Annotated in this window: 14 protein-coding genes; 9 read left to right on the top strand and 5 right to left on the bottom strand. The window is 67.7% G+C overall.

Features of this window, described 5'->3' with window-relative positions:
• Positions 1 to 20 precede the first annotated feature (20 nt).
• Complete coding sequence (locus U1H82_RS04050) at positions 21 to 3,197, bottom strand: TRCF domain-containing protein (protein ID WP_322963789.1); 3,177 nt, start codon at positions 3,195 to 3,197, stop codon at positions 21 to 23.
• Positions 3,198 to 3,413: 216 nt separating this feature from the next.
• On the opposite strand from U1H82_RS04050, the gene U1H82_RS04055 reads away from it, so the two are divergent.
• Positions 3,414 to 4,217 (top strand): SDR family NAD(P)-dependent oxidoreductase, encoded by an 804-nt coding sequence (locus tag U1H82_RS04055; protein WP_322963622.1) that lies wholly within the window; start codon positions 3,414 to 3,416, stop codon positions 4,215 to 4,217.
• 67 nt (positions 4,218 to 4,284) lie between these two features.
• Positions 4,285 to 5,142: a glycoside hydrolase family 16 protein gene (locus U1H82_RS04060; RefSeq protein ID WP_322963623.1), complete on the top strand. Its 858-nt coding sequence runs from the start codon at positions 4,285 to 4,287 to the stop codon at positions 5,140 to 5,142.
• A 28-nt stretch (positions 5,143 to 5,170) separates the two neighbouring features.
• Here the strand turns inward: U1H82_RS04060 and mgtE are convergent, their stop codons facing one another.
• On the bottom strand, positions 5,171 to 6,529 hold the full coding sequence (gene mgtE, locus U1H82_RS04065) for a magnesium transporter (RefSeq protein WP_322963624.1): 1,359 nt from the start codon (positions 6,527 to 6,529) through the stop codon (positions 5,171 to 5,173).
• 276 nt (positions 6,530 to 6,805) lie between these two features.
• Here mgtE and U1H82_RS04070 point away from each other — a divergent pair, with 276 nt between their 5' ends.
• The 4 genes from U1H82_RS04070 (at position 6,806) to U1H82_RS04085 (ending at position 13,918) form a co-directional block, all read left to right on the top strand.
• Positions 6,806 to 9,955 (top strand): autotransporter outer membrane beta-barrel domain-containing protein, encoded by a 3,150-nt coding sequence (locus tag U1H82_RS04070; RefSeq protein ID WP_322963625.1) that lies wholly within the window; start codon positions 6,806 to 6,808, stop codon positions 9,953 to 9,955.
• A gap of 140 nt (positions 9,956 to 10,095) precedes the next feature.
• Entirely contained in the window at positions 10,096 to 10,587 is a 492-nt protein-coding gene (locus U1H82_RS04075; RefSeq protein WP_322963626.1) for an RNA polymerase sigma factor, read from the top strand.
• Positions 10,584 to 11,522: a FecR family protein gene (locus tag U1H82_RS04080; RefSeq protein WP_322963627.1), complete on the top strand. Its 939-nt coding sequence runs from the start codon at positions 10,584 to 10,586 to the stop codon at positions 11,520 to 11,522. Before U1H82_RS04075 ends, U1H82_RS04080 begins: the two co-directional genes overlap by 4 nt.
• Positions 11,519 to 13,918: a TonB-dependent receptor gene (locus U1H82_RS04085; protein ID WP_322963628.1), complete on the top strand. Its 2,400-nt coding sequence runs from the start codon at positions 11,519 to 11,521 to the stop codon at positions 13,916 to 13,918. The genes U1H82_RS04080 and U1H82_RS04085 overlap by 4 nt, the downstream gene beginning before the upstream one ends.
• Here the strand turns inward: U1H82_RS04085 and U1H82_RS04090 are convergent, their stop codons facing one another.
• Positions 13,919 to 15,157, bottom strand: coding sequence for an SGNH/GDSL hydrolase family protein (locus tag U1H82_RS04090; RefSeq protein WP_322963629.1), 1,239 nt, complete (start codon positions 15,155 to 15,157; stop codon positions 13,919 to 13,921). It abuts the gene before it with no gap.
• A gap of 121 nt (positions 15,158 to 15,278) precedes the next feature.
• On the opposite strand from U1H82_RS04090, the gene U1H82_RS04095 reads away from it, so the two are divergent.
• Positions 15,279 to 17,738 (top strand): glycosyl hydrolase 115 family protein, encoded by a 2,460-nt coding sequence (locus U1H82_RS04095; RefSeq protein ID WP_322963630.1) that lies wholly within the window; start codon positions 15,279 to 15,281, stop codon positions 17,736 to 17,738.
• On the opposite strand, the gene U1H82_RS04100 is transcribed toward U1H82_RS04095, so the two are convergent.
• Together U1H82_RS04100 and U1H82_RS04105 are read right to left on the bottom strand one after the other, a co-directional pair.
• The gene (locus U1H82_RS04100; protein WP_322963631.1) at positions 17,735 to 18,739 is read right to left on the bottom strand and encodes a cupin-like domain-containing protein; all 1,005 of its coding nucleotides are present in this window, start codon (positions 18,737 to 18,739) and stop codon (positions 17,735 to 17,737) included. The genes U1H82_RS04095 and U1H82_RS04100 overlap by 4 nt on opposite strands.
• Positions 18,736 to 19,443 (bottom strand): SapC family protein, encoded by a 708-nt coding sequence (locus U1H82_RS04105; protein WP_322963632.1) that lies wholly within the window; start codon positions 19,441 to 19,443, stop codon positions 18,736 to 18,738. Before U1H82_RS04105 ends, U1H82_RS04100 begins: the two co-directional genes overlap by 4 nt.
• A gap of 222 nt (positions 19,444 to 19,665) precedes the next feature.
• On the opposite strand from U1H82_RS04105, the gene U1H82_RS04110 reads away from it, so the two are divergent.
• Together U1H82_RS04110 and U1H82_RS04115 are read left to right on the top strand one after the other, a co-directional pair.
• A complete protein-coding gene (locus U1H82_RS04110) occupies positions 19,666 to 22,683 on the top strand; it encodes a TonB-dependent receptor (RefSeq protein ID WP_322963633.1) in 3,018 nt (1,005 codons plus the stop codon).
• 73 nt (positions 22,684 to 22,756) lie between these two features.
• Complete coding sequence (locus tag U1H82_RS04115) at positions 22,757 to 24,301, top strand: tryptophan halogenase family protein (RefSeq protein ID WP_322963634.1); 1,545 nt, start codon at positions 22,757 to 22,759, stop codon at positions 24,299 to 24,301.
• Positions 24,302 to 24,305: the final 4 nt, after the last annotated feature.

A 24,305-nucleotide genomic window follows, 5' to 3' on the forward strand; every position in this document is an offset into this window, starting at 1 on the left:
GCCAATCGCCTGGGTCAAGGTCAGGCGAGCAGGTCTGTCAGCTGCTCCAGGCGGTCGGCCGCGCGCTCCTGTCGTTCCTTCAGGAGATAGCGGCCGTCCTTTTCCTCCAATCCGTCGATCCCGCTCAGATCGGCGTCGTCGTTATGCGGCGTCAGCGCCATCGCGGCGGGCCCCGCATCGATCCGCGCGATGCCCATCGCCCGCATCCGCTCGCGCAGCCGGGCGAGGGCGAGCAGCGTCGCGGCCTCCTGGGGCAGCTCACCGAACCGGTCCTCCAGCTCCGCCTCGAAGGCATCCAGTGCGGCATCGTCGCGCAGTCGGCCGAGCCGCGCGTAAAGCGAGATACGCAGGTCCTCGTCGGGTATCCATGTCTCGGGCAAGCGCCCCTCGACCCCGATGCGCAGTTCGGGCGTCCAGCGCTCGACCGTTTCACCGCGCGCGGTCCGCAGGGCGTCCTCCAGCAATTGCTGGTACAGTTCGACCCCGATCAGCCGCATATGCCCGGCCTGGGTATCGCCCAGCAAATCGCCTGCACCGCGCATGTCCAGGTCGCGCGCGCTGATCGCAAAGCCCGCGCCCAGCCGGTCGAACGCCTCCAATGTGCGCAGCCGCTTCAGGGTGCGCGGCGCGATGGCATCCTCGCCCTTGGCGAACAACAGCACTTGGCCCCGCCGATGCCCGCGCCCGACCCGTCCGCGCAACTGGTGCAACTGGGCCAGGCCGAAGCGGTCGGCATGGACGATCGCCATGCTATTGGCGCGCGGCACGTCCAGCCCCGCCTCGATGATGTTGGTCGCCAGCAGCACATCGCCATCGCCCCGGCCGAAGCGGACCATGACATCGTCGATCTCGGCGGCAGGCAGCTTGCCATGCGCCTGCATCACCTCCAGCTCGGGCACGATCCGGGCGAGCTTCTCGGCCAGTGGCGCCATGTCGGCGATGCGGGGCACCACGACGAAGCTTTGCCCGCCACGCGACCGCTCACGAAGCAGCGCGGCGCGTAGCGTCTCGGGCGAGAAGGTCGAGACGGCGGTGCGGATCGGTTGCCGCCGGGCAGGCGGGGTGGCGATCATCGACAATTGCCGCAGGCCGACCAGCGCGGCTTGTAGCGTGCGCGGAATGGGGGTGGCGGACAGGGTCAGGACATGGCCCGATGACAGCGCCTGAAGCCGCGCCTTGTCGGCGGCGCCGAAACGCTGTTCCTCGTCGACGATGACGAGGGCAAGGTCCTTGTAGGTCACGCCCTTGGCCGCCACCGCGCCGGTGCCGATGACGATCCGGATGCTGCCATCGGCCAGCCCGGCCTTGACCTTGCGCTTTTCGGCGGCGGTGGACAGGCGGGAGAGGCCTGCGACGGCGATGCCGGTATCTTCGAACCGGGCGGCGAAGCTGTCGAGATGCTGGCGGGCCAGTACGGTGGTCGGGGCGGCGACGACGACCTGCTTTCCGGCAAGTGCCACGATAGCGGCGGCGCGAAGGGCGACCTCGGTCTTGCCGAAGCCAACATCGCCGACCACCAGCCGGTCCATCGGCCGACCCGAGGCGAGGTCGGCCCGAACCGCCTCGATCGCAGCCAACTGGTCCGGCGTTTCGCTATAGGGAAAGCCCGCCGCGAACCGCTCATAATCGGCAACCGGCGGATCGAGCACGGGGGCGTGGCGCTCGGCGCGCTCGGCGGCCATGTCGGTCAACTGGCGTGCGGTCTGGGCGATCGCCTCGTCGATGCCGCGCCGCCGATCATGCCAACTCTTGCCATCGAGCGTGTCGAGGCGGACCGCGTCATCCTCGCCGCCATAGCGCCACAGCCGGTCGGCCTCGGCCACCGGGACCAGCCGGGTCGCGTCGCGCGCATATTCCAGCTTGATCGCATCACCCGTCACGCCGTCCTGCCCCTCGATCGTCTCCAGCCCGATGACGGTCGCGATACCGTGATCCTCATGGATGACGGTGTCGCCGACGCGGATTTCGGCGGTCTGCATCAGCGACAGGTCGACATGCGGTGCCGCGCCGTCCTCGCGTTCCGCCCGGCTGCCGAGCAGATCGGCGGCGCTGACCGCCAGCACGCCATCGCGCGCGAACCCGCGCTGGGCGGGGGCGGCCAGCGTCAGCAGGCATCCGGCCGGGGCGTTCACGACTTCCTGCCAGCGTGCCGCCCGTGTCGCGGTCTTGCGCAGCACATTGTCGACCCGCTTGCCCAGGAAACGCAGGTCCCGCTCGCTACCGATCAGGACGACGGAGGCGTGCTTCATCGCCGAACGGGCGACGGCGGCGAAGTCGCGCAAGGGCGACCGGCTTTCCACGAACCGGGGCGGCGGTTCGGCGATGCGGGTGATGGTGGCGGTGTCACGCTTGGCCAGCGCGGCCTGCCAGCGCTTCTCGGCGATCATGTCGCGGGCGGCGCGCTTCGAACCGCGCTTGGCGACATCGGCGCTTAGCAGCAAAAGGCGGCGGCGACGCGCGTCGGCGGCGGGCTCGATGATGACACAGGCACCCGGCAGATGGTCGAGCAGGCTGGTCGCCTCGTCGCCAAGAGCGGGCTCCGCCACCCGGCCCAGTTCGCGCCGCTCGATCTCGCCGGTGCTTCGCTGGTCGGCGGGGTCGTAGGAGCGGATGCCGACGATGCATCCCTCGGCGACCTCGATGCGCAGCGGCTGTTCGGCATCGGCGGGGAACACATCGAGCACCTGGCCGCGCAGCGCCACCTCGCCCGGCTCGTCCACCCGTTCGTCGGCGACATAGCCCAGGTCGAGCAGCATCGCGTGCAGTTCCGCGAGATCGCAAGGGGTGCCGGGCGCGACGCAGGGCGGCTCGGCGGCGAAGGTCGCGGGCGGTGGCAGCGCCCGTGCCAGGGCCTCGCCGGATGTGACCAGGGCGATGCGGTCCCGCGTCTTGTTCGACAAGGCGATCTGCGCGCGGTGAAGGGCCGACACCCGTTGCCCGACATTGGCGGGCGAGGCGGGGGCATCGTCGCCGGGCAGCGCGTCGGACCCCGGACAGAACAGGATCGTCGCATCGGGTGCCATCGCACCGAGCATATGGGTGACGGCCAAGGCCCTGTTCTCGTCGGTGACCGCCAGGATGATGTCGGATATCGCCAGCCGTTCCGCCGCGCCCGCGGCCAGTTCGGCCACCCCCAGCACGGGGCCGGGACCATCAGCGGAGGGCGGCATGGTGGCGATCTCGGCCTCGGACAACATGCGCAATGACGGGCACTCCTGCGGATGGCGGGAGGGTTCGAACGGGCGGGCAAGCCCGCGCGTTCCGCGATGTTTCAAAGACTTGTTTCTGGCATTCGCGGGGAACCCTATCGGCGCTGGGCGCTTCAAGGGCGGCATATTGATCCGCATCTATGATCGGTGTGAGCGGTGTTTGGGGAGCGCCGCCCCCGCGCGTGATTGCCAAGGAGAGTGACGATGGATCTGGGTATCAAGGGGCGCATCGCGCTTATCAGCGGGGCGGATTCCGGCATGGGCAAGGAAACGGCACGGCTGCTGCTGGAGGCGGGGGTACGCGTCGCGCTGACCGACAAGCCCGACGGCACGCTGGACACGGCGATCGAGGAACTGTCGCCGCTGGGCGAGGTGATCGCGGTGACCGGCGACGTGACCAAGGCGGATGACGTGCGCGCGGTCTGGGCCAAGGTACGCGAGCGGCTGGGTGATCCGGACATCTATGTCAACGCGGCAGGCGTGACAGGCGCGACCGGCGACTTCCTGGAGATCGACGACAAGGGTTGGCAGGAGACGCTCGACATCGACCTGATGGGCGCGGTGCGCATGTGCCGTGAGGCGATCCCGGCAATGCGCGCCAAGGGCTGGGGTCGGGTGGTGTTGTTCGCCTCGGAGGATGCGGTGCAGCCCTATGTCGATGAGCTGCCCTATTGCGCGGCGAAGGCGGGTATCCTCAGCCTCGCCAAGGGGCTGTCCAAGGCTTACGGGCCCGATAACGTGCTGGTGAACACCGTCTCGCCCGCTTTCATCGCGACCCCGATGACCGACGCGATGATGGAAAAGCGCGCCAAGGAAAAGGGCGTCAGCTTCGACGCGGCGATCGAGAGCTTTCTGGACGAGGAGCGCCCCGGCATGGCGCTGAAGCGGCGTGGCCGCCCCGAGGAGGTCGCCGCCGCCGTCGCCTTCCTGGTGTCCGAACGGGCGAGCTTCATCAATGGCGCAGGTATTCGAGTCGATTCGGGATCGGTCTTCACCATCGCAGGCTGATCCGGCCCGCTTGGCGTTGGTCCATTACCCGGCCTATACCCTTCCCTAAAGTTGAGAGGGGATGGCAATGAAACGAATGGCTTGGTGGCTGGCGAGCGTGATGTTGCCGGTCAGTGTCGGGGCTTCCGCGCAACAGGTGGAAGCGCCGTCGCTGGGCGCGACCAACTATGCCTATGACGGGGCGATGGCGGCGCCGTCGTCGCGTCCGACCTTCGGCGATGAGTTCACCAGGACGATCGACAAAGGCCGCTGGCGCTGGGACACAGGCCAGAACAAGACCGGCTGGCCCAACCACGAACTGCAATATTACGCCGGGCCCGACCGGCCCAACGCCCGGATCGAAAAGGGCGCGTTGGTGATCGAGGCACGGGCGGAGGCGCTGCGGGGCGAGCCCGATTGGGGCGGGCAGCGCTATAGCTCGGCCAAGCTGGTGACGCAGAAGCCGCTGGGCTATGGCTTTTACGAGGTGCGCGCGCAGCTGCCTTGTGGACGTGGCATGTGGCCTGCCATCTGGCTGTTGCCGATGGACGGCGCACGCTGGCCCGATGGCGGCGAGATCGACATCATGGAGATGGTCGGCTGGAACCCCGATGTGATCCACGCGACGGTCCATTCCGCCGCCTATAATCACCGGCTGAAGACCCAGCGCGGTGCGGAAAAGCGTGTGGCGGGGGCGTGCACCGCCTATCACCGCTATCAGCTCGACTGGACGCCTCAGGCGATCACGATCGGCGTCGATGGCCGCGCCTATATGCGGGTGCTGAACGACCGGCCGGGCGGGGCGGCGGCATGGCCGTTCACCCGGCCCTATTCGCTGATCCTGAACCTGGCGGTCGGCGGCGACTGGGGCGGGCAGAAGGGCGTGGATGACGCCGCGCTGCCGCAGGCGATGAAGGTGGATTATGTGCGCTATTGGCAGCGCTGAGCCTATTCCTCCCCTGTAAGGGAAGGAATTACAGCAAAGTCCCCGACAAAATGGCCAGCGCAATGGTGAAATAGATCACCAGCCCGGTCACATCGACCAGCGTCGCGACGAACGGCGCCGAGGCGCTCGCCGGGTCGAAGCCCAGCCGTTGCAGGACGAAGGGCAGCATCGACCCCGCCAGCGAGCCGAAGGTGACGATGCCGATCAAGCCGGTGCCGACCGTGGTCGCGACCAGCACCCAGTGCGGCCCGTAATCGTAAAAGCCCAAGCTCTGCCACAGCGCGATCCGCGCCATGCCCAGCAGCCCCAGGATCGCGCCCAGCGCCATGCCCGCGGGCAGTTCGCGCAGCGCCACCCGCCACCAGTCGCGCAGGCGGACCTGGCCCAGCGCCAGCGCCCGGATGATGAGCGAGGTCGCCTGGCTGCCGCTATTGCCGCCCGAGCTCATGATGAGCGGGATGAACAGGGTCAGCACGACGGCGCGCTCCAGCTCGGATTCGAAATGCTGCATCGCGCTGGCGGTCAGCATTTCGGAGAAGAACAGGATGCTCAGCCACCCGGCGCGCTTGCGGATCATCGCCAGGAAGCCGGTTTCCAGATAGGGGCCGTCCAGCGCCTCGACGCCGCCGAACTTCTGCGTATCCTCGGTATGCGCGGCGACGAGCGCGTCGAGCACGTCGTCGACCGTGACGATGCCCATCGGGCGGCCCTGTTCGTCGACGACGGCCAGCGCCAACAGGTCGTGACGGCGGATCAGATGCGCGACTTCCTCGCGGTCGGTGGTCGGTGCGACGGTGATCGGATCATGACCACGCGCCAGATCGATGGCGCGCGAAGCGGGCTCCGCGGCGATCAGCTGACGCAGCGAGACGGTGGCGACCAGCCGCCCCTGCGGCTCCAGCAGGAATACCGAATAGACGGTCTCGCGGCTGCGCTCGACGGTGCGGATATGCGCCAGCACGTCGGCGACGGTCGCGTCCGCCGGGCATGCGACATATTCGGTCGTCATCATGCCGCCCGCGCTGTCGGGCGGCCAGCGGAGCAGCGTTTCGATCGAGGCGCGGATCGGTGCGGGCAGCCCAGCACGCAGGGCGGCCGCGTCCTCTTCCTCCATGTCCGACAGCACGTCGGCGGCGCGGTCCTCGGACATCTGCGCGAGGAGTGCGACGGCGCGGGCAGGTGCCAGGCGCGACAGGATATCGGCGGCCGAGCGCAGTTCCGGGCTGTCGAGCACGGCGACGGCCCGCGCATCGGGCATCTGGGTCAGCGCGTCGGCGGCTTCCTCGACGGGAAGCGACTGCAACGTGTCGACGAGATCGGCGATGGACAGACCGCGCCGGGAGGAACGGAAACCGGCGGCGACACCGGCAATCAGATCGTTGACCATTTCAAACCTTTCGTCCGCACGACCCGGGGCGGACGAAAGCCAGTTGCGAAACTAGCGGACGACCCCGTGACGTGCGGCGCTACTGGAACTGTCGCTGGACATGTTCTCGCTTTCTGGAACGACGCGGGGGCTCCCGCGCCTGGGGCGGCATCTGATCCTCAAGGCTGCAATCGTCAACACCCGCGAGGCATCTGACAAAATTTTAATGTGCAAACCAAGGTTTCGGCCGGGCGGCTCCGTCTGGAGGGACAAAGGCACATAAAGGGGACCTTATCCGTGCATCGCCTGCTCTTCGCCTCGACCGCCACGCTCGCGCTGGCGGCGGGGACGGCCGCCTCGGCCCAGACCGTCATCGACACCAAGCGGACCGCGCCCGTCCGTAGTTCCACCGTCAATAACGGCGCCGCCGCCGACATCAGCATTACGGCTGCGGGCAGCGTGGTGACGACCGGCGGCGGCACCGCCGTCACGATCGACAGCAACAACAAGCTTACCAATGCCGGGACCATCCAGACGACCGACGCCAATGACGCGATCGGCATCGGCGCGGCGGCAGGCGTCACCGGCGAGATCACCAATAGCGGCAAGATCATCATCGACGAGACCTATACCCCGGTCGATATCGACAAGGACGGCGATCTCGATGGCCCCTTTGCGCAAGGGGCGCGGCGGACCGGCATCCGCACCGGCGGCGCATTCGCCGGCACGATCGCCAATAGCGGTGAGATCACCATCAAGGGCAATGATTCCGCGGGGATCGCGCTGAACGGGCCGCTGACCGGCAATCTGGTCCAGTCGGGCAAGATCAACGTGCTGGGCGACCGATCGGTCGGCGTGCGCACGGGGGCGGTGTCGGGCAATGTCACCCTGGGCGGTTCGATCGTCGCGGTCGGCGAAGGCGCGGTGGGCGCGCGGATCGACGGCGATGTCGGCGGTGCGCTGACCATCGAGGGGGCGATCGGCTCGACCGGCTATCGCTACACCACGCCGCCAGCGGACGTGTCGAAGCTCGACCCCGACGATCTGCTGCAGGGCGGATCGGCCTTGGTCGTCGGCGGCAATGTCGCGGGCGGGATCACGCTGGGCAATGCGACCGGCAAGGCCGCCGACCTCGTCACCAATGGTGCCGCGCCGACGATGCAGATCGGATCGGCGACCCGCGCGGTCGTGATCGGTGCGACCGGCGGCACGACGCCCGCACCCGGCCTCGTCGTCAATGGCCGGATCACCTCGGCAGGGGTGTATAGCGGGGTGCGCTCGACCGCGCTGGCGATCGGCGGGCTGGGCGGCAACGTCCAGATCGCACAAGGCGTTGCCGTCGGCGGCACCGTGCAGGCGACGGCGAATGGCGCAGAGGCGACGGCGATCCGCTTCGGTGCGGGCGCCGCGACGCCCGAGTTGCGCAATGGCGGCACCATCTCGGCGACCGGCGGCGGCGCGCCGGGCGTGCTGACCACCGCCGTTCTGATCGAGGCGGGCGCTTCATTGCCGACGATCCGCAACACCGGATCGATCCGGGCAGCGTCTTCGTCGGCCAACGCCACCGCGATCCTCGACCGTACCGGCGGGCTGACGCTGGTCGAGAATTCCGGGGCCATCGCTGGTGCAGGTGCGGACAGTTCCCGCAGCATCGCGATCGATCTGTCCGCCAATACGAGCGGCGCGGTGATCCGCCAGATCGCGCCCGCCACCGGAGCCGCCGCCCCCAGCATCACCGGCGCGATCCGCTTCGGCAGCGGCGACGACCGGCTTCAGATCGGCGCGGGTTCGGTCAGCGGCGATGTCAGCTTCGGCACCGGCAACAACCGGTTGGAGATGAGCGGCACCGGCACCTATGCGGGCACCGCGACCTTCGGCACCGGATCGGATACGCTCACCATCGGCGACACCGCGCGCTTCGATGGCGTGGCGGACTTTGCCGGGCAGGGCCAGGATCTGCTGGCGATCACCGGCAAGGGCGTGTTCGCCGGGCGGCTTGCCAACGCCTCCCATGTCGCGGTGACGGTCGCGAGCGGTGGCGGCACCTTCGCCGCCAATGGCGTGACCAACATCGCTGCGCTGTCCCTGGGCGATCAGTCGATCTTGAGCGTCGCGCTCGACAAGGCGAACCCGACCGGCAATCTGATCCAGGTCGGCGGCGCGACGACGATCGGCGCGAACAGCCAACTCGCGCTGCGGGTGTCGGGCGGGACGGACGTGACCGGCCGCTATGTCGTCTTGCGCTCCGGCACGCTGACCGGCGCGAACAACCTGACGCTCGCCCCCTCGGCCATGCCCTTCCTCTACAAGGGCGCGATCGTCGCCGCGCAACCTAACGAGATCGCGGTCGAGGTCAGCCGCAAGGCCAAGACCGAACTGGGCCTGAGCAACGCGGGCGTCAGCGCCTTCGACGCGATCGATGCGGCGATCGGCAGCGATGCCAAGCTGTCCGACGCGATCCGGGGCATTTATGACGGCGCGGCGTTCCGTGGCGCGGTTGAGCAGATGTTGCCCAACTATACCGGCAGCGTGTTCGAGGGCGTGACGCTCGCGTCGCGCGCCGCCGCCGCCCAGCTTCGCGAACCGGCGGGCGAGTTCAGCGAGGAAGGCAAATGGGGTTACTGGCTGACCCCGCTCGGCTGGGACGCGTCGAAGGGCACGCGTTCCACCCGGAGCTATGACGTGCGCGGCTGGGGTGTCAGCGGCGGCATCGAGCACAAGACCGATGCGGGCAATTTCGGGGCTTCGCTCTCCTATCTGAGCGGGCGCGACAATGAGGGCTCGGCGGTCAACCGCGTCAACCACAGCCAATATGAGCTGGCCGGGTTCTGGCGCGCCCGCTGGGGCGCGTTGGCGGCGCAGGCACGCGGCTCGGCGGCGTTCCTGTCCTTCGACTCGCAGCGGCAGTTCGACGGTGTGGTCGGCACCGAGGCGGTGCAACGCCGCGCGACCGCCGATTGGAAGGGCATGCTCTATTCGGGTTCCGGCTCGGTATCGTGGGAGCATTGGGTCGGCCAGTTCAATGTGCGCCCGATCCTGGCGGTCGACTATTACCGGTTGAACGAGGATGGCTATCGCGAGACCGGCGGCGGCACCGGCTATGACCTGACGGTGCGCAAGCGGACCAGCGACGAGCTGGCGCTGACCGCCAGCGTGGCGGCGGGCATCAATTTCGGCGGCAATGACCGCTATTCGCAATGGAGCCGGTTGGAGATCGAAGGCGGTCGACGCGAGCGGATCGCGGGCACGCTTGGCCGCACGGTCGCCAGTTTCGGCGATGGCACGCCCTTCATCCTCGATCCCGAGGCCCGCGATGGCGGCTGGATCGGGCGGGTGCGCGCGATCACCGGGACGAGCGAAATCCGCCTGAGCGGCGAGGTCAATGCCGAGCAGCGGCTGGGCAATGTCGCCTTGTCGGCGCGCGCCGCGTTGCAATTCGCCTTTTGACAGGGTTCGTCCGCGTGCATCCCCCCTGTAGCGTGCGCGGGCGATCGGAGCCCCACCAAGCGTCCCGGTGGGGCTCCTTTTCACGGGCGGGGGCTTCGTCTAAACGACGGGACTTCCGCCCATTTTGTCCGGTTCAGACCATGACGCCCACCGGGATCGAGGCCGTCTTCCTCGCCAATCGCGACAAGCTCGTGCGCTTCCTGACGGCGCGCGGGGCGGGCGATGCGGCGGAAGATCTGGTCCAGGACCTGTGGTTGAAGGTGGCGGGGCGGATGGACGGGCCCGTCGCCAATCCGCTCGCCTATCTTTACCGCGCGGCCGACATGCTGATGATCGATCGCTATCGTTCCCGGCGCCAGGCCGAATTGCGCGAGCAGGACTGGGTCGAGGGGCAGGGGCCCGAACCACCGGCGGCGGAACGCGCGGTGGTCGCGCGTCAGACCGCCGAACAGGTGGCCGCGACGCTGGCGGCACTGGGGGAACGGCCCGCCGCCGTCTTCCGCCGCGTCCGGGTCGAAGGTGTGCCCCAACGCCAGGTGGCGGCCGAACTGGGGGTGAGTATCAGCACGATCGAAAGCGATCTCCGTATGGCGGCCCATGCGATCGCCGCGCTGAAGGAACGGATCGGATGAGCCAGGACCGTCAATCCCCGACTCCCGGCGTCGACGCGGTGGCGCTCGACTGGGCGCTGCGCATGGCCGATCCGGTGCGTGCCGATTGGGACGCCTTCACCGACTGGTTGGAGGCGGACCCCGGTCATGCCGAACGCTATGACCGGATGGCGGCGACGCTGCGCGATGCCGAAGAGGCGCTGGCGGCGCATCCCGAGATCGCGGCCCCCGTCGTCGAGCCCATCCACCCGCGTCGCTCGGTGCGGCGCTGGATCGGGAGCGCGGTCGCGGCCGTGCTGATCGGGGCGATCGGCGTCACCGCCTGGCAGGATCGCGCCCAGCCCTATGCCGTGGAAACCGCGGCGGGCGAAATGCGGCGCGTGCCCCTGTCGGACGGCAGCACCATTACGCTCGCCGGGTTGAGCCGGATCGAGCTGGACCATGCCGACCCGCGTCGCGCCGTGCTGGCGCGTGGGGAAGCGCTGTTCCAGGTCCGCCACGACGCCCGCCATCCCTTCGCGGTGCAGGCGGGGCCGGTGGCGCTCGTCGATCTGGGCACCGTGTTCGACGTGCGGCTGGGTCGACAGACTCGTGTCGCCGTGGCCGAGGGCGCAGTGATGGTCGATCCCAAGGGGGCGGCGCTCCGCCTCGACGCCGGGCAGGCGGTGGTGGTCGCGGGCGACCGGCTGATCCGATCGGCGGTGGCGCCCGATACGGTCGGCGACTGGCGCGAGGGCAGGTTGGCCTTTGACGGGGCGCCGCTGGGCAGTGTCGCGGAGGAGATGTCGCGCTTTCTGACACGGCCGGTGACGGTCGCCCCCGCGATCGCCGCGCGGCCTTTCCGGGGAACGATCGATCTGGAAGCGGTGCGGCGTGATCCGGCGGTCCTCGGGCCATTGATGGAGGTTCGGGTGCGGCGCGACGCCGTAGGCTGGATACTGGAACCGCGCGAGTGAGGCATATCGGGGGCGGGATCGGATGCGTGGCGGCGGTGGCGGCGGCAGCGATGCCCGCGACCGCCGCCGAACCCCTGTCCATCGACCTGCCCGCCGGGACCGTGGGCGCGCAGGTGATGGCGCTGGGTCGCACCGCGCGTGCAAATATCGTCGTGCCCGACGCCGGGCTGTGGCGCAGGCCGGTGCCGCGTCTGCGGGGGACCGTGTCGGTCGAACAGGCGCTGGCGAGGATTGCACGGGGCAGCGGCGCGCGGGTCGAGATGCTGGGGCCGGGAAGCTGGCGGCTGAGCCCGCGCGTCCGCGCGGCCGCGCCCAGGCCGCATCATCGCCCCCAGCCCCCGCCCGACGTTCATGGCGACGATGTCGTCGTCACCGCCAGCAAGCGCGACACGATGCGCGCCCATTTCGCGGGCCAGGTGGTGCAGGTGTCGGGCCGCGACCTGGAACTGGGCGGGGCGGGCGGCACGAGCAGGCTTGCCGATCGCATGACGGCGATCGCCTCGACCTATCTGGGGGCGGGGCGCAACAAGCTGTTCATCCGAGGCATCGCCGATTCCAGCTTCACCGGCCCGACCCAGGCGACGGTCGGGCAATATTTCGGCGACTTGCGGCTCAGCTACAACGCGCCCGATCCTGACCTCCGCCTCGCCGATCTGGCGGCGGTCGAGGTGCTGGAGGGGCCGCAGGGGACGCTTTACGGTGCGGGCTCGCTGGGCGGGCTGATCCGGCTGGTGCCCAATGCCCCTGATGCCACCCGCGCCGGTGGTTCGGCGATGCTCGGTGGATCGGCCACCACCAACGGCGCGCCGGGGGCCGATGCGCAAGCCGTGCTGAACCTGCCCGTCATTGCCGACCGGCTGGCGATCCGGCTGGTCGCCGACAGTGCGAGCGAGGGCGGCTATATCGACAAGCCGTTGCTCGGCCGGACCGACGTCAATCGCACCCGGATCGCGGGCGGCCGGGCGGCGGTAAAGGCCGATTTGGGGGGCGGCTGGAGCATCGAGGCGGTCGGTATCGGCCAGCGTATCCGGGGGGCGGACAGCCAATATGCGGATCGCGACGGCCCGCCGCTGACCCGCTCGGCCCCCGTGACCGAAGGCTTTTCGGCCGATTTCGGACAGGCGCAGCTGATCCTGTCCGGCCGGGTCGGACGAGTGCGTTTCCGCTCCAGCAGCGGCATCACCGCGCATGATCTGATGGAACGCTACGACGCGACTCCGCCGGGTGGGCCGGTGCAGCTCTTCGCCCAGGCCAATGCGACGCGGATGCAGGCCAACGAGACGCGCGCCTGGCATTCCACGCCCGATGGATCGGGGTGGCTGGCCGGGTTCAGCTATGTTCACAATCGTACCCGCCTGACCCGGCTGTTCGGCGAACCCGGTCAGCTTGTCCCCCGCACCGGGGTCGTCAACACGGTGGAAGAAGCGACCCTGTATGGCGAGGCGAGCCTGCGCCTGCTGCCGGGCCTGCTGACCACGGGGGGCTTGCGCATCACCCGATCGGTGCTGGACGGGGCGGGGGAGGATTTGCCCGCCGCGCTATCCATCCAATCGCTGGCGCGGTTGCGCGAGGTGACGGCCCGGCGAGCGCAGACGATCCTGCTGCCTTCCGCCTCGGCGCTGATCGACCTGACACCGGGGGCGCAGCTCTTCCTGCGCTATCAGCAGGGGTTCCGGCCTGGCGGCCTGACCATCGAAGGGCCGCTGGTCCGCCGCTTCCGCAACGACCGGGTCGCGACGATCGAGGCGGGCCTGCGCACCGGGCGGCCGGGGCGTGACCGGTTCGACGGATCGCTGACGCTCGCGCATACCGCGTGGCGCGATATCCAGGCCGACTTTATCGATGCGAGTGGCCTGCCCAGCACCGCCAATATCGGCGACGGCCAGCTCTGGACGATCGAGGCGCTGGCGGGCTTTCGTATCGCGCCGGGGCTGCGGATCGAGGGTGCGGTATCGTATAATGACAGCCGTATCGACGAGCCGTCGCGCGCGCAGGCCTTTGCGCTGATGGATGGGCAAGCCGCCGACCGGGCGGCGATCCTCGCGCGGCTGAGCCAGATCCCGAACATCGCGCGCGTCACGGGCCGCGCGGGGGCCGTCTATCAACAGATGTTGGCGAGCGGGCGTGACCTGCGGATCGATGGCTGGTTGCGCTATGTCGGGTCGTCGCGGCTCGGCGTCGGGCCGATCCTGGGCGAGCGGCAGGGCAGCTATCTCGACAGCGGCGTCACCGCGCGGCTGGGGCTGGGCCGCTACGGCGTGACGGCGGGGATCACCAATTTGGCCGATGTGCGCGGCAACCGCTTCGCCCTGGGCACGCCCTTCACGACGGGGCGAGACCAGGTTACGCCGCTGCGGCCGCGCACGCTTCGCATCGGGCTGGACGCCGCCTTTTAGCTATCGGCGCGTGAACAGCGATAGCGGGATCGCCGCTGCCATGACGCGGTATCCCGCCATGCTGGGGTGCAGATGATCGCCCGAGTCATAAGCGGGCAGCAGCCGGTCGGGCTTGGCCGGGTCGCGCACCGCCTGGTCGAAATCGACCACGCCGTCGAAAATTCCCGCCGTTCGGATGAAGCGGTTGATCGCCTGGCGGTCCGCCTCGGTCTCCGGGCCGGGATGATAATAGTCGTTGCCCTGAAACGGCGTGATCGTGCCGACGATCAGTTTGATGCCATGCTCATGCGCGCGCTCGGCCAGTTGGCGATAGGCGTAGGTGATCCGGCGGACCATCGCCTGATGCGTCGCGGCATCGACCGGGTGTTCGCGGGTCAGCACGCCCAGATCGTTGACGCCCTCCAACAGGATGGCATGGGTCACGCCCGGCCGCGCGATCACGTCGCGGTCGAACCGTGCCATCAGATTGGGCCCCAGCCCGTCGAGCAGCACCCGGTTGCCACCGATCCCGGCATTGACCACGGAAAATGTCCGCGTCGTGGGCGAAGCGGCCAACCGGCGGGCGAGGTCGTCGGGCCAGCGGCTATTGCTGTCATCGGTGATGCCATAGCCATCGGTGATCGAGTCGCCGATCGTCACGATCGTCTGCTTCTGGACGGCGTCGCGAACCTCGATATCCGACAGGCTCCACCAGCCACCGATGACTTGCGCATCGGCCAAGGTAGGGCGCGCAGTGGCGTCGCCGGTGGTCAGGAAGGTCTTGGACCGTGCACCCGAATGGCCGGTCGGGGTATTGACCGCTTCGGGGAAATAGAGGCTGACCGCGACATCGCGGCCCGCCTCGACCGGCAGGGCGATCGGATCGGAATAGAGTTCCGCGCCCGGCGGGACGATCACATCCGCTGCACCGTCGAAGCGCACGGGCACAAGGCGGGACACGTCCGACCGCCCCGGCGTCGCCAACCCGATGCTGGCCGCCCCGATCGTCAGCGGCGTGGTGCCCGCAACATTGGACAGGCGGAGGCGGAGCGTCTTGCCGCTGGCGGTCAGGTGGACGATCTGACGGATGGTGGCCGGGCCCGCCTTGGTCAGCTTTTCGGCATTGGCCCCTTCGATCCGCATCTGCGACGAACCCCATGCCGGGGTCCAACGCGCGCCCTGCATCGGTGCGGCGGCGGTCATCGCCAAGGTCAATGCGATCAGTCCCGCGGCCCGGTGCATCTGGCTGAACGGCGTCATGCCCATCCTCTCCCTCATCGTCGATCCGCGCTTGCGGCTTTGCCGGATGGTAGCGATAACGGCCTCGGAAATCCAATGAAGAACGCCCTGCATGGTCAAGGACGGGGCGAGGAGAGAGACGATGCGCCACCTGTTCCTGTCCGTTGCGCTGACGGCGCTGATCCCCGGCGCCGCATGGGCCGCGCCCGGATGCGCCGGGCCGGTGGCGGCCTGCGAGCGCGCGACGCCGGGAGCCCTGTCATTACTGGCGCCGGGGCGGGCGGCGACTATCGTGGTCGATGCTGGCGACGAGTCCGGCGTGGCGCGCGCGGCGACCGATCTGGTCGCCGACCTGAAGGCGGTGGGCGGCGGCGATGTACGCTTGGCGAACGATGCCTCGGGCGGCGCGACGATTATCGCGGGCACCCTCGGCCATAGCGCGCTGATCGATGCGCTGGTGAAGGCGGGCAAGCTGGACGTCTCGGGCCTGCCGGGTCAGTGGGAAGGCTATGTCGAGCAGGTGGTCGACAATCCCGTGCCCGGCGTCGCCCGCGCGCTGGTGATTGCAGGGTCGGATCGGCGCGGCACCATCTTCGGCCTGTACGATATCAGCGCCAAGGCGGGCGTCAGCCCCTGGACCTGGTGGGCCGATATACCCGCGCAACGTCACCCGACACTCTACCTGACGGCGGGCCGCGTCGCCGATCACCCGGTCGTCAAATATCGCGGCATCTTCATCAATGACGAAGAGCCGGGTTTCGGCGGCTGGGCCCGCGCGACATTCGGTGGGGTCAATCACCTGGCCTATGAAAAGATATTCAACCTGCTGCTTCGATCCAAGGCGAATTTCCTTTGGCCCGCCATGTGGGGCAAATCGCTCTGGGAGGACGATCCGGCCTCCGCCCCGTTGGCGCAGGAGATGGGGGTGCTGCTCGGCACGTCGCATCACGAACCGATGCAGCGCGCGCAGGCCGACTGGAAGCGGGAGGGGCGCGGGCCCTGGGACTATACCAAGAATGCCCCCGCGCTCCGGGCCTTCTGGCGCAAGGGCATCGAGCGGCGCGGCAAGGCCGAGGACCCCGTGACCATCGGCATGCGCGGCGACGGCGACGAGCCGATGACCGAGGGCACCGCGACCGACCTGCTCGAACGGATCGTCGGCGACCAGCGCCGGATCATCGCCGACGTGACCAGACGCCCCGCGGCCGAGACGCCGCAGGTCTGGGCGCTCTACAAGGAGGTGCAGGATTATTACGACAAGGGGATGCGCGTCCCCGACGATGTGACCCTGCTGTTCGCCGATGACAATTGGGGCAATATCCGTCGCCTGCCCCCGATCGGCGAGCACCGCGCGGGCGGGGCGGGCGTCTATTATCACTTCGATTATGTCGGCGGTCCGCGAAACTATAAGTGGCTCGATACCAACGCGATCCCGCGCATCTGGCAACAGATGCGGATGGCTGACGACTATGGCGCGGACCGGCTGTGGATCGTCAATGTCGGCGACCTGAAGCCGATGGAATATCCGACCAGCTTCTTCCTCGACCTGGCCTGGAACCCCAAGCGCATGGATCTTGCCGCGATGCAGGCCTATCCGGCCAAATGGGCGACGGAGCAGTTCGGCGCGGCGCATGGGGCCGAGATCGGTGCACTCCTGACCCGCTATGGCCAGCTGGCCAGCCGTCGCAAGCCCGAGCTGATCGATGCGACGACCTATGGCTTCGCCAATGGCGAATGGGCGCGGGTGCTGGCGGAGTGGAATGCGCTCGACGCACAGGCGCGCCGGGTCGAAGCGACGCTGCCCGCCAATCTGCGCGATGCCTATTATGAGCTGGTGCTTCACCGGATCGAGGCGATGACCAATCTCCACCGGATGTACGAAGCGGTCGCCGCCAATCGCGCCGCAGTTCAGGTCGGGGATGTGGCAAAGGCGACGCGCTTCGCCGAGGCGGCGCGCCGTTATTATGCGCAGGACGGCGCGATACGCCGCCGGTACGAAGTCGATACGGCGGGCGGCAAATGGACCAGCATGATGGCCCAGACGCATATCGGCTATACCGGCTGGCAACAGCCCGATGCCGATGTGATGCCCGCGCTGGCGACGGTCGCCAAGCCGTTGCCGCTGCCCCCGATCACGCCGAAACCACTGGTGCGGATCGCCGCCGATGCCGGGCGAGCGGTCGACGGACGCGGCATCCGGTGGCAGCGGGTGGCGGGCTTTACCGCCGAGGGTGCGGCAATGGTCGCGACGCCGACCACGGCACCCGCGATCGAGCGACCCGGCGGGGACAGCCCGCATATCGTCTATGACGTGACCTGGGCGCGGGGTGGCCCGGCGACGCTGGGCGTGATCGCGGCCCCCGGCCTGGACGTGCGCGGCGGGGGCAAGCACCGGGTGGCGCTGTCGGTCGATGGTGGCGCGCCGATCATGCTCGACCTCATGGCGAATGAGACGGAAGCGAGCTGGGGGCAATCGGTGATCGAGAACCGCCGCGTCGCCTCGACCACGCTGCCCATGCTGGCGGCGGGCAAGCACCGCCTCACGCTATGGCTGGTCGATCCCGAAGTGGTGGTCGAGGGGGTGACGCTGAACCCGCGCTAACCGCCGCGCAGCATCCGCATGGCATGGGCCCGGATCATCTTCCTGTTCTCCGGGCCCTCGCTCAGAATGCCGTGGCGCTCGTCCGGCAGATGCGCAAGCGGATGGCCACCGGGTCGAAAGACATAATGGTCGAACCAGGCCCGCCACGCCGCCCGCTCGGCAGGCGGGCGGGCGGCGATCGCGCTCATCGCGAGAAGTAGCGTCGGGAAGGGCTGATCCGGGCCGACCGGGAAGGCATCCCACCAGTAATTGACCAATATGTTCACCGCGCCCGTCGCCTCGACCCCGTGCCACCAGAGTTTCGGCATATAGAGCGCGTCGCCGGCCGAAAGCTCGACGGTGATCGCCCGGTCGCGGGCCTGCTCGAACCGGGGATAGCGCGGGTCTCCGGGGGCGGCCCCGGCGGCAAGCGCGATCGGCTGGCCCGCCATGTTATGGTCGATCGGCCCGACATAGAGGTCGCCGATCGCATCGGGTGGATAGAGGGTGAAGGTCCGCCGCCCCGCCACCACACAGGCGATATTGTCCATCATGTCATAGTGGCAGGCGATGGACGAGGCATGGCCGATCCAGATCAGCGGCGACACGCCGGGCGGCGCGAAGGGCAGGCGATTGTCCTCGGCCAGACCGGACAGGGCGGCCGCCATCGGTAGGGAGCCGATATAGAGTGTCTCGGTCCCGCTTTCGGCGGTGACGCGCGCAACCGCTTCGCGCAAGGGCATGGTTTGACGCCGGAAATTGAAACCCGACAGGTCGTCGCTGTAATCATAGCGCCCGGCGATCGCCGCATCGCCGACAAAGGCCTCGACCTGTCGCCCGGTATCGAAGCGCGCCAGATAGGTGGCCAGCGCATCCCCGCCCGATGCCGCGATCCGGGCGAGCGGCCACTCGGCGACGGCGCTCCGGATGACGACCGGCTGGCACCGCTCGGCCACCAGCCGCCGGAATGCGTCATGCCCTTCCAGCGCGGTGCGATCGATCTCGACCGCTGCCCCGCTCATTGGGTCAGGCCGCTCAGCCGGTCGTTGCGGCGGCGCGCGAGCGTCGGGATATGCCGGACCGAGCCGGTCACCGCATAGATGAGTTGCAGGTCGCCCGTGCGGAACAGCGCCAGCGCCGCCGCGTCGGGCAGCGCATGAAGCGCATCCAGGCTGATCGTGTAGAGCGAGTCGAGCCGCAGGCTTTCGCCATTGTCGAACTGAAAGCTCAGGTCGATCGGCTCGACCAGCTTATGCTCCTCCAGCCGTTTCAGGAACAGCTCGGTTTCGGGCAAGCCATTATGCAGGCATCGCAGCGCGGCCTGGACGCGGCGCAATGTCGGCGTCGGGCTGCCGTCCGTCTCGAACACCGCCGCGCCTTCGAGCTGGCAGAGGGCAGGGTGGCGGGCGTCGATCGCGATATTCTCGCCCGAAACATAGAAGCCCTGCCGCTCCAGATCGGCGGGGCGATAGCCCGTCAGTTTGCCGTCCGCGCCGAGGCAGAGATTTTCGTCCGGCACGAGCCCCATCAACGCGCCCGCATAGAGATCGCCGGTGTCGGGATGGCGGGCGAACAGGATCGGATAGTGAAGCGCGGCGGGCAGGAACTCCTCGGCCACCAGCTGGACGAAATGGCGGGTCCCATCGGGGGCCGCGGAGACGCGGAGGGCCGCGTGCCGTGCGCTGTCGAGCAATTCCATATCGGCCATGATGGTCGGTCCCTTCATCCCCTCTGTCCCCCTCGCGTACGACGCGAAACGGGGCGGTCGTGCTGGAACTGTGTCCGCCCCGTGCACCTGCCGTCAAGCCATGGGATAGCCCGTTGATAGCGCTATGACAAATGGCTTGTGGCGCATCTATTATAACGCTAACATCGATTCATCGAATGGGCGGTACGGCGATCATAACGTCGGCTGCGCATGACTATGATAACCAGAGGAGAGGGGAAGATGGTGGCTCGCACAGCTTTTGTGGCCGCATTCGTTTCACGCCGGACCTTGATGGCGGGCGTCTCGCCGCTGATGGCCCTGGCGATGGTGTCGCCGGGCCAGGCCATTGCCCAGACCACAACCGCTCCCGGAGCCGTCCGACCGGACGTGCCGGTCCAGGCCAACACCACCACCGCACAACAGGCCGGTACGCCGCAGGATCAGGCCACGGCCCCCAGCGAAGCGAACAACAGCCCCTCTCCAGCGGGTGAGGCAACGACCGGCGACATCATCGTCACTGGCCTGCGCAGCTCGCTGCAACGCAACCTCGACATCAAGCGTACCGCGACCGGCGTGGTCGATGCGATCTCTGCCGAAGATATTGGTAAGTTTCCCGATTCCAACGTCGCGGCGTCGCTCCAGCGTCTGCCCGGCGTCTCGATCCAGCGTAACGGTTCGCGTGGTGAGCCGACCGGCATCACCGTTCGCGGCTTTGGCGGCGACTTCAACACCACCTTATATGATGGCCGCCGCATCTCGACCGCGGCGGGTGGTCGTCAGATCGACTTCAGCACCGTCGGCTCGGATTTCATCGGCGGCATCAGCGTCCTGAAGACGCCGGATGTGGCGCTGGCGTCCAGCTCGATCGGCGCGACTGTCGATATCCAGTTCCCCAAGCCCTTCGACCATCCCGGCTTCCGCGCCGCCGTCAGCGCATCGGGGTCGTATCAGGACAAGGCGGGCCATGTCGTGCCGACGATCGGCGCATTGGTTAGCGACACCTTCGCCGATGATACACTCGGTATCCTGTCGAGCTTTATCTATACGCGGCGTGATACCGATACCAACCGCGTCTTCGTGTCGGGTTGGCCGGGCGGCAATTTCGCCCCCTGCCAGCTGGCGGGCAGCACGGCGGCGACCTGTGCGCCGACCGACAACAACACCGCCGCTGCGTCCAATCAGCGCACCCTGACCGGCTGGTTCCCGCAGCAATATGGTGCCGAGCAGCAGCGGACCAAGGATGAACGCGTCGACGGCCGCGTCGCGCTGCAATGGCATCCGTCCAACGACCTGATGGTCACGCTGGACAATAATTACTCGCGCCAGACGATCACCACCAACGTGTTCGGCTTTGGCGTGTGGTTCAACCAGGGCGACCTGCGCAATGTGACGCAGGATGCCAACGGTACGGCGGTCAGCTTTACCCAGTCGGGCACCCCGACCGACTTCACCGCCGCGCTGAACAAGCAGGTGCTGCAGACGAACCAGACCGGCCTGAACGTCAAATGGGACGTCAGCGACAAGCTGACCGTCGAGGCGGACGGGGCCTATGCCAAGAGCTGGCTGAACCCAGGCGGGGTAGTGGGCAGCAGCAATGGCGATATCGGCTATGGGGGCGCGCTCGGCACGAATCTGGGCTTCAACATCACGGGCGACAGCAACAAGGCGTTCCCGACGATCAGCAATTACGGTCCGGCCGGGAATGGCGCGCGCTGGGATGATCCGGCGCTGATCGGCTCGCACGTCACCGTGCTCCAGACCCAGAAGAACACCGACGACCTGAAGCAATTCCGCGCGGTGGCGACCTGGAAGGAAGACAATCTGACGCTGAAGGCGGGCGGCCAGTATGTCGACGACAAATTCTATCAGCAGAATGCCAGCACCTTCACCAACAATTTCTGGCAGGCCTATGCCGGTTATGGTTCGCCCTCGGGCCGCGCGACGGGCATTTCGCCGCTGCCGTCCAACCTCTATCAGGGGTCGATCAGCCTCAACAACTTCATCCCCGGCTTCCAGGGCAGCCTGCCGCCGTCGGTCCTGGTCTACAGCCCGCAGGCCTATCAGAATTACCTGACCAGCCTGGGCAATCCGCAGGCCCAGACGATTCCGGGCTTCAATTATGGCGAGGTCAACGGCTTCACCGGGCGGTTCGTCGAAGCGGTCGACCCCAACTCGGTTCGCACCATCCAGGAAAAGACCTGGTCGCTGTTCTTCAGCGCCCAGCTGGAAGCGCAGGTCGCCAATATGCCGCTGCACATCGCGGTCGGGTTGCGGAACGAGAATACGCATCTGACCTCGGCCGGGCAGGGACGTCAGCCGACCGTCATCACCCGCAGCACGGCCGACCCGACCTTGCTGTCGATCGATTTCACCCAGACCCAGCCGGTCGTGGGCCGCAACAACTATTCCTACATGCTCCCGACGCTCGATCTGCGGCTGGAAGTGACGGACAAGTTGCAGCTGCGTTTCGACGCCTCGCGGACCCTGACCCGTCCAGGCCTGACCCTGCTCAGCCCGGTGCTGAGCATCGGCAATGGCCAGCGCGTCGGCGCGCTGTCGGGCAGCGGCGGCAACCCGCAGCTGAAACCCTATCTGGCGGACAATTACGATCTGGCCGCCGAATGGTATTATCAGCGCAACTCGTATCTGTCGGTCGACTTCTTCCTGAAGAATGTCAGCAACTTCATCGTCAACGGCGTGACCCGCCAGACGGTGAACGGCGTGATCGACCCAACCACCGGCCAGCCCGCCGTCTTCTCGATCTCGCAATCGATCAACGGGCCGGACGCCACGGTGCGCGGCGTCGAAATCGCCTGGCAGCAGGTGTTCGGCGATAGCGGCTTCGGCTTCCAGGCCAATGCGACGCTGGTCGATACCAACAAGCCCTACAATGCGCAGGACGTCTCGCAGAGCGGCTTTGCGGTGACGGGCCTGGCGAATTCGGCGAACTTCGTCGGCTTCTATGACAAGAACGGCTTCCAGTTCCGGACCGCGCTCAACTGGCGCGATTCGTATCTGCTGGCGTTCAGCCAGAACCAGAATACCGGTTCCTACGGTGCCGAGCCGACCTTCGTGAACCAGAGCTTCCAGGTCGACCTGACCAGCAGCTATGACGTCACGAAGAACTTCTCGATCTTCGGCGAAGTGCTGAACCTCAACAACAACAAGCAGAGCACGCATGGCCGGTTCAAGAACCAGCTGCTCGACGTGTTCGACTATGGACGCCGCGTGACGGTGGGTGCACGCTATCGCTTCTGATGATGGCGCAGGCAGCGGGGATGTCGGGCATCACGCTTGACATCCCCGTGACTTATCGGACCTTCTTTCCCTTATGGTTCAGCCCGTTCAGCATATCGTGATCGTCGGCGGCGGTACGGCCGGATGGCTGACCGCGGGCGTCATCGCCGCGCGGCACCAAGGGCGGCGACCGCATGGCTTTACCGTCACGCTGGTCGAGTCCCCCAATGTCCCGATCATCGGGGTGGGCGAGGGGACCTGGCCGACGCTGCGCACCACCCTGAAGCGGATGGGTGTGTCGGAGACGGCCTTTTTCCGCGAATGCGACGCTTCGTTCAAACAGGGTGCGCGGTTCAATCGCTGGACCACGGGCGCGGCCGATGACGGTTATTACCACCCGCTGATGCTGCCGCAGAGTTTTGCGCAGGTGAACCTGGCACCGCACTGGCTGACCGGTGAGGGCGATGTCAGCTTCTGTGATGCGGTGACGCCGCAGGGGCGCATTTGCGACGCGGGACTGGCCCCCAAGACGATCGCGACGCCGGAATATGAGGCGATTGCCAACTACGCCTATCACCTCGACGCGGGCAAATTTGCCGACTTCCTGCGCCGCCATTGCTGCGAGCAGCTGGGCGTGCGGCATGTGCTGGCGGATGTCGAAGAGGTGCTGCTGACCCAGAGCGGCGATATCCGTGCGGTGCGGACGGCCCAGGCGGGCGAGGTGACGGGCGACCTGTTCGTCGACTGCACCGGCTTTCGCTCGCTCCTGCTGGGCGAGGCGATGGGGGTGCCGTTCAAGCCGCTGAACGACGTTCTGTTCTGCGACACGGCGCTCGCCATTCAGGTGCCCTATGACGATTCCGAGGCGCCGATCGCCTCGCATACCATCTCGACCGCGCAGTCCTCGGGCTGGATTTGGGATATCGGTCTGCCGACCCGGCGCGGCGTGGGCCATGTCTTTTCCAGTAGCCATATCGACCGCGACGCCGCCGAGCGCGAACTGCGCGCCTATCTGGGCGAGGCGGGGCGCGCCCTGCCCGTGCGCGAGTTGAAGATCCGGGCAGGTCATCGCACCCGTTTCTGGGAGCGTAACTGCGTCGGTGTCGGCCTGGCGGCGGGCTTCCTGGAGCCCCTGGAAGCCTCGGCCATCGTGCTGATCGAACTGTCGGCCAAGCTGATCGCTGAGCAGATGCCCGCCTGTCGCGAGGTGATGGACATTATCGCCAAGCGGTTCAATGAGACGACCCTCTACCGCTGGGACCGGATCGTCGATTTCCTGAAGCTGCATTATGCGCTGACCAAGCGGACCGACAGCGATTTCTGGCGGGATAATTGCCGTGCCGAGACGATGCCGGATCGATTGCAGGGGCTGATGGAGCTGTGGCGTTATCAGGCACCGTGGATGCATGACGAGTTCGACCGGGTGGAGGAGGTCTTCCCCTCGGCGAGCTACCAATATGTCCTGTACGGCATGGGCCAGCGCACCGATATCGCGCCGGGCAGCCTGATTGCCGAAACGGTCGCGGCCGAGCGGGCGCGGCGCGAGAATGACGTGCAGACCGGGCGATTGCTGGCGGGGTTGCCCAAGCATCGTGATCTGATCCGCCGGATCGTGGAGCGGGGGATGCCGACGATTTGAGGCG

It is taken from the genome of Sphingomonas fuzhouensis (assembly GCF_034659795.1).
In the GTDB taxonomy this organism is placed as follows: domain Bacteria; phylum Pseudomonadota; class Alphaproteobacteria; order Sphingomonadales; family Sphingomonadaceae; genus Sphingomonas; species Sphingomonas fuzhouensis.

What these genes read in the sequence shown, in the direction of transcription:
- U1H82_RS04075 (WP_322963626.1), top strand. Translation starts at nt 10,096, where the DNA reads ATGACGCCCACCGGGATCGAGGCCGTCTTCCTCGCCAATCGCGACAAG.
- U1H82_RS04060 (WP_322963623.1), top strand. Translation starts at nt 4,285, where the DNA reads ATGAAACGAATGGCTTGGTGGCTGGCGAGCGTGATGTTGCCGGTCAGT.
- mgtE (WP_322963624.1), bottom strand. Translation starts at nt 6,529, where the DNA reads ATGGTCAACGATCTGATTGCCGGTGTCGCCGCCGGTTTCCGTTCCTCC.
- U1H82_RS04090 (WP_322963629.1), bottom strand. Translation starts at nt 15,157, where the DNA reads ATGACGCCGTTCAGCCAGATGCACCGGGCCGCGGGACTGATCGCATTG.
- U1H82_RS04110 (WP_322963633.1), top strand. Translation starts at nt 19,666, where the DNA reads ATGGTGGCTCGCACAGCTTTTGTGGCCGCATTCGTTTCACGCCGGACC.
- U1H82_RS04055 (WP_322963622.1), top strand. Translation starts at nt 3,414, where the DNA reads ATGGATCTGGGTATCAAGGGGCGCATCGCGCTTATCAGCGGGGCGGAT.
- U1H82_RS04105 (WP_322963632.1), bottom strand. Translation starts at nt 19,443, where the DNA reads ATGAAGGGACCGACCATCATGGCCGATATGGAATTGCTCGACAGCGCA.
- U1H82_RS04080 (WP_322963627.1), top strand. Translation starts at nt 10,584, where the DNA reads ATGAGCCAGGACCGTCAATCCCCGACTCCCGGCGTCGACGCGGTGGCG.
- U1H82_RS04095 (WP_322963630.1), top strand. Translation starts at nt 15,279, where the DNA reads ATGCGCCACCTGTTCCTGTCCGTTGCGCTGACGGCGCTGATCCCCGGC.
- U1H82_RS04100 (WP_322963631.1), bottom strand. Translation starts at nt 18,739, where the DNA reads ATGAGCGGGGCAGCGGTCGAGATCGATCGCACCGCGCTGGAAGGGCAT.
- U1H82_RS04050 (WP_322963789.1), bottom strand. Translation starts at nt 3,197, where the DNA reads ATGTTGTCCGAGGCCGAGATCGCCACCATGCCGCCCTCCGCTGATGGT.
- U1H82_RS04115 (WP_322963634.1), top strand. Translation starts at nt 22,757, where the DNA reads ATGGTTCAGCCCGTTCAGCATATCGTGATCGTCGGCGGCGGTACGGCC.